Source organism: Dysgonomonas sp. Shenzhen-Wh21 (genome assembly GCF_043392705.1).
Lineage (GTDB): Bacteria > Bacteroidota > Bacteroidia > Bacteroidales > Dysgonomonadaceae > Dysgonomonas.
In genome coordinates, this window is sequence record NZ_JAIXHZ010000018.1 from 1 (window position 1) to 9,321 (window position 9,321).

General features: G+C 37.1%; 8 protein-coding genes. 6 read left to right on the forward strand and 2 right to left on the reverse strand.

Features of this window, described 5'->3' with window-relative positions:
• Positions 1 to 165: 165 nt before the first annotated feature.
• Positions 166 to 1,545 carry an aminopeptidase C gene (locus LDB17_RS00700; RefSeq protein ID WP_252638069.1) on the reverse strand — a complete coding sequence of 460 codons (1,380 nt, stop codon included), beginning with the start codon at positions 1,543 to 1,545 and terminating at the stop codon, positions 166 to 168.
• 167 nt (positions 1,546 to 1,712) lie between these two features.
• Here LDB17_RS00700 and LDB17_RS00705 point away from each other — a divergent pair, with 167 nt between their 5' ends.
• A complete protein-coding gene (locus LDB17_RS00705; RefSeq protein WP_252638068.1) occupies positions 1,713 to 2,933 on the forward strand; it encodes an MFS transporter in 1,221 nt (406 codons plus the stop codon).
• Between the two features lie 77 nt (positions 2,934 to 3,010).
• Here the strand turns inward: LDB17_RS00705 and LDB17_RS00710 are convergent, their stop codons facing one another.
• The gene (locus tag LDB17_RS00710) at positions 3,011 to 3,910 is read right to left on the reverse strand and encodes a PfkB family carbohydrate kinase (RefSeq protein WP_252638067.1); all 900 of its coding nucleotides are present in this window, start codon (positions 3,908 to 3,910) and stop codon (positions 3,011 to 3,013) included.
• 266 nt (positions 3,911 to 4,176) lie between these two features.
• Between LDB17_RS00710 and LDB17_RS00715 the strand changes: the two genes are divergently transcribed.
• From LDB17_RS00715 to cydB, 5 genes are all read left to right on the forward strand, one after another.
• Positions 4,177 to 4,605 (forward strand): YbaN family protein, encoded by a 429-nt coding sequence (locus tag LDB17_RS00715; protein WP_252638066.1) that lies wholly within the window; start codon positions 4,177 to 4,179, stop codon positions 4,603 to 4,605.
• Positions 4,606 to 4,726: 121 nt separating this feature from the next.
• Positions 4,727 to 5,038, forward strand: a complete 312-nt coding sequence (locus tag LDB17_RS00720; RefSeq protein ID WP_006842800.1) for a DUF3467 domain-containing protein — start codon at positions 4,727 to 4,729, stop codon at positions 5,036 to 5,038.
• Positions 5,039 to 5,076: 38 nt separating this feature from the next.
• Entirely contained in the window at positions 5,077 to 6,183 is a 1,107-nt protein-coding gene (ald, locus tag LDB17_RS00725) for an alanine dehydrogenase (protein ID WP_252638065.1), read from the forward strand.
• A gap of 175 nt (positions 6,184 to 6,358) precedes the next feature.
• Entirely contained in the window at positions 6,359 to 7,918 is a 1,560-nt protein-coding gene (locus tag LDB17_RS00730; RefSeq protein WP_252638064.1) for a cytochrome ubiquinol oxidase subunit I, read from the forward strand.
• A 33-nt stretch (positions 7,919 to 7,951) separates the two neighbouring features.
• The gene (gene cydB / locus LDB17_RS00735; RefSeq protein WP_252638063.1) at positions 7,952 to 9,097 is read left to right on the forward strand and encodes a cytochrome d ubiquinol oxidase subunit II; all 1,146 of its coding nucleotides are present in this window, start codon (positions 7,952 to 7,954) and stop codon (positions 9,095 to 9,097) included.
• Positions 9,098 to 9,321 lie beyond the last annotated feature (224 nt).

The following is a 9,321-nucleotide window of genomic DNA, read 5'->3' on the forward strand; positions in this document are numbered from 1 at the left end:
ATATGTTTTTTTATTTGGCGAGGACTCATAAATGTAGTTCCTTTGTAATGATAACCAAACATGCCAATCTCTTTAATATTTTAACATTTAAATAGCCTACTCCCCATAGATACTTGTTTCCAAATAACTAAGAACAAGATTATTATAAATAATTTAACAAAAGGGCTAGTTCATATAATCCCACATTGGTAACTGTATCGGTTTTTGAGTCAAACAACTTTGAGCCTTCGCATCCAAATACTTCTTATGTACCACTATACGAAACATATATTCGCTGAACCATTTATCAGTAAAGGTTAAGTATCCCTTATTCCCTGATGCTGCACCCCAACTATTTTCAAACTCCCATTTAATAGGTTGATCGCTCATATCCGTATCACATCCTACAAGAGTCATGGCATGTGTCGATCCGCTTTGGCGGGTTAAGATGCGTGCTTTTTTGTCCATCGACAAGTTTACACCCAGCAATGATTCATAATCATACATTTCGGGATCTAATATACCTGATTCTCTATTCATCTGTTTGCCAACATCGCATGAAGCGTACATCGGCTCGTTGCTTTTGATAGAGGCTAACGCTGCTTTCTTAATATCTTCATTCGGCAAGTTCAGATATATCCAGTTTATACCTTCTATTGTGTTTTTATAATTCTGGATCTCATACAACTTGTAATATTCACGTGTAGGATCATTCATTATCATTATATAGTTGCTCGGAGAATAATCTTCCGGTGTAATCTCTTTATAAAACTGTTGAGGCGTATAGCTGCTGAGTTCTCTAACGCTTCCGTTTTTATCCTTATATCTCCATGTAAACTGTTTTGGGGGCTCGCCAAGGCAAAGAACCAGAATCCGGTATACATCCTTCAAGATAGTTGCTTTTTCGTTTCTTAGCTCCTGTATCTTTTTCCCTGAAGCTGCTTGTTCGCGAAGATTATATCCTCCTAGACGCAGTTTTTCGTTTACAAGGTTGATCATCTGTCTCGTATTATTTGAATGTGCCGTTTCCGGCATTACTTCTTGAGGTACAACTCCATATTTCTGTCCAAGATTGTAATATAGATTCCAGACCCCACCGTCACTTACAGGTGACTTGAAGAGATATTCTACGGTTCGGTCATCGAAAGAATCTTTGCTTGTTGCGATTATATTTTCTAAAAATAAATTTGATTTTTCAAATATATCCCAGAAATATAGATAATTGTGAGAGAAGTCAAATTCGCTCAGATTGTATTTTTCGATGATGGAAGGGCGCAATACATTCATCGATGTAAACATCCAGCATCGTCCCGAACTTTTTTGATCGGTGATACCTTTCACATTTACCCGATATTTGAAGTAATGGTCTATTTTCCCTTGAAGACTGTTGTTTAAGGCATTTGCAGTAATATTGGCATTTGATGTCAGAACGTTTTGGATAGCTTTAGTAGCAGGGTCTTCTTTAAAGCTAGACTGTATTTCCTGCAATTCTTTCTCGGTGATACTTTGAGAAGAAACAGCAAGAGAAAAGCATAGCAAAAAGCCCGTGAATAGATGTTTTTTCATAAAATATGTCTTTTATATTTGAATGTAGAATAACTAATTATGCAAAAATACGAAATATTGATAGATATTTGTTCTACATGCCAATTATAATAAATATTTGTTTAAACATAATGCTTAATCTTCATCAAAGACTTTTATCTTTGCATCGTTAAAAAAATATCTAAGAAATGACATCAGAAATACAACCGGCATATTCGAAACAAAGAATTAGATATGCTGTTTTATCTATTTTTATTGCTCAAGGATTATGTTTTGCCAGTTGGGCTAGCCGCCTTCCGGATATAAAGAAAGATTTTAATGTAGAAAGTTATCTACACTACGGCTTATTAATGTTTCTCCTTCCGATGGGAAAGTTTATCGCTATTCCTGCAGTTGGTTTTCTACTTCCTCGTTTAGGTAGCAAAAAAACTGTTTTAATTAGCATTATCGGATATGCGCTGTCCTTGTTTTTGGTTAGTATTGTACCCGGAATTACAGGATTAGGGATAACATTGTTCTTATTCGGTATATTTTGGAATATGACTGATATTTCGTTGAATACGCAGGCTATTGAAGTTGAACGTATTTACGGAAAGCCCATAATTGCGACTTTTCATGCGAGTTGGAGCTTGTCTGCGTGTATCGGAGCTATTATTGGTTATTCGATGATCAATCTGAATGTTATTACTTTCTATCATTTTCTAGGTATGGCTTTGCTTGCTATAGTCATTGTTATGCTTAATTACAAATATCTTCAAGAACCAGCTAAAGCTGTTGAAAAGGAAGAGGATTTAAATACTGCGCAAGGAGCTAAAGCGAAAACCGGCAAATTGCATCTCCCTGAGTCGCTTCTCATACAGCTTGGATTGGTATGGCTATTGGCTCTTATCGTTGAGAATACAATGTTTGAATGGAGCGATGTATATTTTCAGTCTGTGATCAAGGCACCGGAATCATTGCAGGTTGGATTTCTTGTATTTATGGTGATGATGTTTGCGGGGCGTATGCTTACTAACTTTGCATATACTATTTGGCAGAAAAAGACTGTGTTGCAAATAGCAGGGGCACTTATTTTTGCAGGATTTATAATTTCGTCCCTTTTTATCGGGTATTCCGACGCTTTAATTACCAAAGTAATTATCACTTCTATAGGCTTTATGCTGATCGGTTTAGGGATTTCTTGCGTTGTGCCTACTATCTACAGTATTGTAGGAGATAAGGCTAAAACTCCGGTGGGAACGGCGTTAACTATCATGTCGAGTATTAGTTTCGTTGGTCCATTTATCTCCCCATTACTTGTCGGTTCTGTGTCCGATGCTTACGGACCCAAATGGGCATATCTTATTATGAGTGTAGTCGGATTACTGATAATAGCTGCAGTATCGTTCGTAAAGAATTTAAGAAAATAAATATTCTATCTTATAAATAGAAAAAGGCTTTTAGACAACAACTAAAAGCCTTTTTTATTATTATAAATTCCGGATAATTAAAATTCCGGAATAATCTGTTCGGCATTCTCAATCCGATCTTCAACATCTTCTTTTGTTCCGTTGAAAGGACCCGATCCTTCTATTTTTATGGTGGCCATAGCTGCTGCAAACCTTCCGGCAGCTTCTATTGTTGCTCCTTTAGCTCTCTGATATAAGTAGCCTGTAACGTAAGTATCGCCGCACCCTGTTGCGTCCACTACATCTTTCGGCTTATAAGCCGGTATTTTATAGAAGTTGTTTCCATCATAGATAACAGATCCCAGACTGCCCAAAGTAACCAAGACTTCTTTTACTCCCCAAGCATGAAGTTGTTTAGATGCTTGTTTAATGTCTTTCATTCCTGTAAGAACTTCCATTTCCAGATCATTCACTTTCAGAACATGAACATGTTTTAGTATCTCTTCTTTATTAGCCCAGTCTATCGGGTAGACATTTTGGTCTCTCACCTCTCTTAGATACCCTTGAGAGTCTATTGCTATCAAGCCTTTTTTAGAAAGATATTCTACCAGCTCCAACGAGAAATCATCGGCAAGTAAAGCGCCTAAAAGGAATATGTTGGCATCTATATCTTTTAGTGCGTCAACAGAAAAAGGATCAGCTTTTGCCAACACTCGTTGAGTTCGGTTATTCTGATTCTCTTCATAGATGTTTTCAAAATAGACAGAGTGCTTACTCGGTACTACATGCACATCTACGTCTTTTGAACGTAAATCATCCACTACAGACATTTCTGACTGAGCCAACGATGCTACCAATGTATAATTTATATCGGTAAAATGACGAATAGCGTGTGAAAAATAAAAAGCCGTACCGCCGGGCATATGCACTGTGCTTTTGGGTGTAACTACTTTATCTAAAGTAATATGCCCAATGCAACAAAGATCATGTTTTTGCATTACTTATTTTTTTGAAATGCAAAAGTAGTAAAATTAAGTTATACCGAAGTTCTCATTTCAATTTTATTCTCTTTTTGATAATGCTAAGAGTCAGCAAAAAATGTATTTTATCTTCAATGTTTTTTGATAAGTTCAGATTATTTCCGCCCTGTTAAACGATTTTCACTAGACTAATAAAGCCAATTATATTTTATTTATTCATACTTTTTTCTTTTCTTTGTTTTTGGCTTGGATACAATATCTGAACCGATACGCAATAATAGGAAATGAAAAAGTATTTATTTATAATATTAGGCTTAATCTCATTAGGCCTTGGACTATTGGGAATAGTAACTCCGGGACTTCCAACCACACCATTTATCCTTCTTACCGGCGTCTTATTTGCTAAAAGCTCGCCTCGTCTTCATCAGAAATTGTTAGATCATAAGATCACAGGACCATATATAAGGCGCGTTAATAATGGCTTTAGTACAAAAGGGTTGATTATATCCATTAGTATCATGTGGATTATGATAATTCTTACTACATTAGTTGTATTTAAAAGTAATCAGACAATGCAATTCGTGATGTTGGGATTAGGTTTTGTCGGTACTGTTTCTCAAATAATTGTTTTACGTAAGAGAAAAAAGAAAGAAAAGGTTCTGTTAACACTTGATAACGAAGAAAAAGATAATAATAAGCTGAAGGCCTCTTAATGGGCACAAAAGAGAGCATTTATATTATAAAAATGTTGATGTTATATTTTGTTATTTTATGATATTTATTTTCCTTTGTATATGAAGGGTTATAGACTAAAAAAAACAATCTAATTAAATTATGGAGAACAACGATCAGAACAATCAAATTCAAATAGAACTGCCGGATGATATTGCACAAGGCATATATTCTAATCTGGCTATTATAGCCCATTCGTCATCAGAATTTGTTATCGACTTTGTACGTATTTTGCCCGGTATGCCCAAAGCCAAAGTACAATCGAGAATAGTAATTACCCCTGAACATGCGAAACGCCTGTTGTATGCTCTGAATGAAAACATAAACCGATTTGAATCTCAAAATGGATCCATACAAGTTGATAATTCGGCAGGTTTTTTACCACCGATAAACGGTCCTATTGGAGAAGCTTAAATCAGGTATTTTATAAATAAATACAAAAAGCAAGAGAAATGAAAATTGGTATTCCTAAAGAGCTGAAAGCATTTGAAAATCGCGTTGCCGTTACGCCGGCAGGTGTGCATGAGTTGGTTGTCTGTGGACATGAGGTATATATAGAAGCCGGAGCCGGACTTGGCAGCGGAATCAATGATACTGATTACACAGCTTCCGGTGCTAAAATATTAACTACGGCAGAAGAAATTTATGCCATTTCGGATATGATTGTGAAGGTTAAGGAACCTATCCCGCAAGAATATCATCTTATCCGCGAAAATCAAATAGTGTTTACGTATTTCCATTTTGCATCGAGTCTTGAGCTAACAGAAGCTATGATAAAGAGTAAAGCTATCTGTATAGCATACGAAACCGTTGAATTGCCCGACCGCTCGTTACCGCTACTTATACCGATGAGTGAAGTGGCCGGACGTATGGCTATTCAAGAAGGTGCTCGCTTCCTCGAAAAGCCGCATCTGGGAAAAGGCGTCTTGCTTGGTGGTGTTCCGGGTGTGAAACCTGCGCACGTAATTGTAATAGGTGGTGGTGTTGTTGGAGCTCAGTCGGCTAAAATAGCTGCAGGAATAGGTGCAAAAGTAACCATTCTGGATAAGAGTCTTCCGCGTCTTCGCTATTTGAGCGATATTATGCCGGCTAATGTTACAACAAGATATTCTGATACACATACAATAAAAGAATTGATAAAGGATGCTGACCTTATAGTGGGCGCTGTGCTTATTGCCGGCGATAAGGCTCCTCAGGTAATATCGAGAGCAATGCTCAAAGATATGCAGCCGGGAACCGTTATGGTGGATGTGGCTATCGACCAAGGTGGCTGTTTTGAGACATCAAAACCAACAACGCATTTAGATCCTGTGTTTGTTATTGATGATGTAGTGCATTACTGTGTTGCCAATATACCGGGAGCTGTTCCGATGACATCAACATTAGCTTTGACGAATGCTACTTTGCCGTATGCATTAAATCTGGCTAATATGGGCTGGGAGGCAGCATGCCGTGAGCATAAAGATCTACGCAAAGGATTGAATATTGTAAAAGGAGACGTTGTATATAAGGCCGTTGCTCAAAACTTCGGACTAGAATATAAAGAGTTTCAATTTTAAAAAAATAAACAGACATAATAGAGCAGATGTCTGAATTCAATTTTTCCTAACTTTTTAGCAACCTAACTTATAAACAAGATAACGCTGATTATGTAAGTGAAACGTTGATCAAGATATCGACAATAAACGAGTAAAATAAAATCCTCATATATTTACTAATATAAAATTATTATTTATGGAACTACTAAATGCATCGTTAATAGACTGGTCTAGAGGCCAGTTTGCTATGACAGCAATGTATCACTGGTTGTTTGTTCCTTTGACATTGGGTCTGGGGGTCATTATGGCAATCATGGAGACAATGTATGTACGTACAGGCAATGAACAGTGGAAAAAAACTGCGAAATTTTGGATGACTATTTTTGGTATCAACTTTGCAATCGGAGTTGCTACAGGAATTATCATGGAGTTTCAGTTTGGTACCAATTGGTCAAACTACAGCTGGTTTGTAGGAGATATTTTTGGCGCACCATTGGCAATTGAAGCGATCGTTGCATTCTTTATGGAAGCAACATTTATTTCCATCATGTTTTTTGGATGGAAACGTGTTAGCAAAAAAGCTCACTTGGCAGCTACTTGGTTAACTGTTACAGGTGCAACCCTTTCGGCTGTGTGGATATTAGTGGCTAATGCATGGATGCAATTCCCTATTGGTATGGAATTTAATCCGGACACAACTCGTAACGAAATGATTGACTTTTGGGCTGTGGCATTGTCACCCGTAGCTATAAACAAGTTCCTCCATACAGTACTTTCCAGTTGGATTTTGGGGGCTGTATTTGTGATGGGTATAGCTGCATGGTATATGCTTAAGAAAAGGGACACAGAGTTTGCTCAACAAAGTATGAAGGTTGCTACAGTTTTCGGATTGATAGCATCATTACTTACTATTTATACAGGTCACGGTTCGGCTGTGCAAGTTGCAGAAAAACAACCGATGAAACTGGCTGTAATGGAGGGTCTCTATGAAGGGGGCACAAACGAAGGACTGGTCCTTTTTGGTATTCCGAATCCTTCTAAAAAATCATTCAATGACGGGGAAGATGCGTTCTTATTTCCTCCAATTAAACTTCCGGGTGCACTCTCTCTAATTGCATTCTATGATACGGAGGCATACGTGCCGGGTATTAAAGATATCATAGATGGAGGTTATCCAAAACCGGATGGAACAACCGCTTTGTCTTTTGCCGAAATGCAATCTAAAGGTAAAGCCGCGATACAGGCATTGGCAGACTATAAGAAGGCTAAAAAAGACGGAGATGATGCTTCGGCTGTACAATATAAAGAAACATTGAAAGCTAACTTTGCTTACTTCGGGTATGGCTATCTTGATAGCCCCGAGCAGTTAGTTCCTAACTTATCTAAAACCGTATATTGGAGTTTCCATATTATGGTTTATCTGGGTGGATATTTTATCCTATTGTTCATGGTTATGACATTCTTTGTTTATCGAAGAAAAGATCTTGAGCAGAAAAAGTGGCTTTTGTGGATTTGTCTTTGGACTATCCCATTGGTATATGTTGCAAGTCAGGCGGGATGGTTAGTTGCCGAAGTGGGGCGTCAGCCTTGGGCTATACAAGATGTACTTCCTCTACAAGCTGCAGTGTCTGCGGTATCAACTCAATCTGTAGTGATAACATTCTGTTTGTTTTTGGCATTGTTTACCGCACTGCTTATTGCAGAGATACGTATTATGCTGAACCAAATTAAAAAAGGACCGGCAGGCTCACACTAAAACTTGATTTTTTAACTAAAAAAAGATATAACTATGGATTATTCATTTTTACAACATTATTGGTGGTTCCTTATATGCCTGATCGGGGGGATATTTGCATTCCTCTTGTTTGTTCAGGGTGGACAGTCGATGCTTTTCTCATTAGCTAAAGACGAAAAGGAACGCATGATATTGGTAAATGCATTAGGCCGTAAATGGGAATATACATTTACTACCCTTGTGACATTTGGAGGTGCATTGTTTGCATCCTTTCCATTGTTCTACTCTACCAGCTTTGGTGGTGCATATTGGGTATGGATGGCTATTTTATTCTGCTTTGTATTGCAGGCTGTATCATACGAATTTCAGTCGAAACCGGGCAATGTATTTGGGCGTAATACTTACAGATGGTTCTTGTTTTGCAACGGACTATTAGGTACTTTTCTTGTAGGTGCGGCATTAGCCACATTCTTTACAGGATCAGATTTCACGGTGAATAAAGGAAATATGACAGATGTTTTGAATCCTGTTATCAGCCGTTGGGGGAGTGAATGGCACGGACTTGAGGCTCTTGCTGACGCTCGTTGCTGGTTACTAGGATTGACAGTGTTTTTTCTTGCCCGTACATTGGCGTGCCTGTTCTTTATCAACCGTCTTCAAGATGCTACTTTAGTAAGTCGTTCCAGAAAATATTTATTACTTAATGCTATTCCTTTTGTTGTGTTCTTCCTTGCATTTGTTATATGGACGTTCTTAGCAAAAGGTTATGCTGTAGATCCTGTGACAAAAGTTGTGGAGCTTGTGCAATACAAATATTTCTTAAACATGATAGAAATGCCAATCGTAGGGATTGTATTCCTTGTTGGGGTTCTGCTGGTACTGTTTGGTATTGGTAAAACATTATTAAGTAAGGAATATCATTCCGGTATTTGGTTTAGTGGCGTGGGTACAGTGCTAACAGTATGTATGTTGTTGCTTATTACAGGCTTTAACAATACTGCTTACTATCCATCTTCTACAGATCATCAGAGTTCCCTGACTATCGAAAATTCTTCATCGAGTGAGTTTACCCTTACTGTGATGAGTGTAGTTTCTTTATTTGTTCCATTTGTATTAGGATATATTATCTATGCTTGGAACTCTTTAGAGAAGAAAAAATTCGATGTCAAAGATTTCAAAGACGACGGACATGTGTATTAATATTGTATAGATATAATATAGATAAAATGGATGCCATTATAAATGGCATCCATTTTTTTATAAAGCTGAAGGAGATTAGTCTTGTAAAAAAAGAGAATTTGTAAGCTTTTATATATTTTATTTATCTTAAAATTGAAATTATATTTTCAATTTTCTATCAATCTATTAAATATTTTATCAAAATATTCAATTTGTCTAAAATGTGTAAATATTCAGATACTTAT

What these genes read in the sequence shown, in the direction of transcription:
- LDB17_RS00715 (WP_252638066.1), top strand. Translation starts at nt 4,177, where the DNA reads ATGAAAAAGTATTTATTTATAATATTAGGCTTAATCTCATTAGGCCTT.
- cydB (WP_252638063.1), top strand. Translation starts at nt 7,952, where the DNA reads ATGGATTATTCATTTTTACAACATTATTGGTGGTTCCTTATATGCCTG.
- LDB17_RS00720 (WP_006842800.1), top strand. Translation starts at nt 4,727, where the DNA reads ATGGAGAACAACGATCAGAACAATCAAATTCAAATAGAACTGCCGGAT.
- ald (WP_252638065.1), top strand. Translation starts at nt 5,077, where the DNA reads ATGAAAATTGGTATTCCTAAAGAGCTGAAAGCATTTGAAAATCGCGTT.
- LDB17_RS00710 (WP_252638067.1), bottom strand. Translation starts at nt 3,910, where the DNA reads ATGCAAAAACATGATCTTTGTTGCATTGGGCATATTACTTTAGATAAA.
- LDB17_RS00705 (WP_252638068.1), top strand. Translation starts at nt 1,713, where the DNA reads ATGACATCAGAAATACAACCGGCATATTCGAAACAAAGAATTAGATAT.
- LDB17_RS00700 (WP_252638069.1), bottom strand. Translation starts at nt 1,545, where the DNA reads ATGAAAAAACATCTATTCACGGGCTTTTTGCTATGCTTTTCTCTTGCT.
- LDB17_RS00730 (WP_252638064.1), top strand. Translation starts at nt 6,359, where the DNA reads ATGGAACTACTAAATGCATCGTTAATAGACTGGTCTAGAGGCCAGTTT.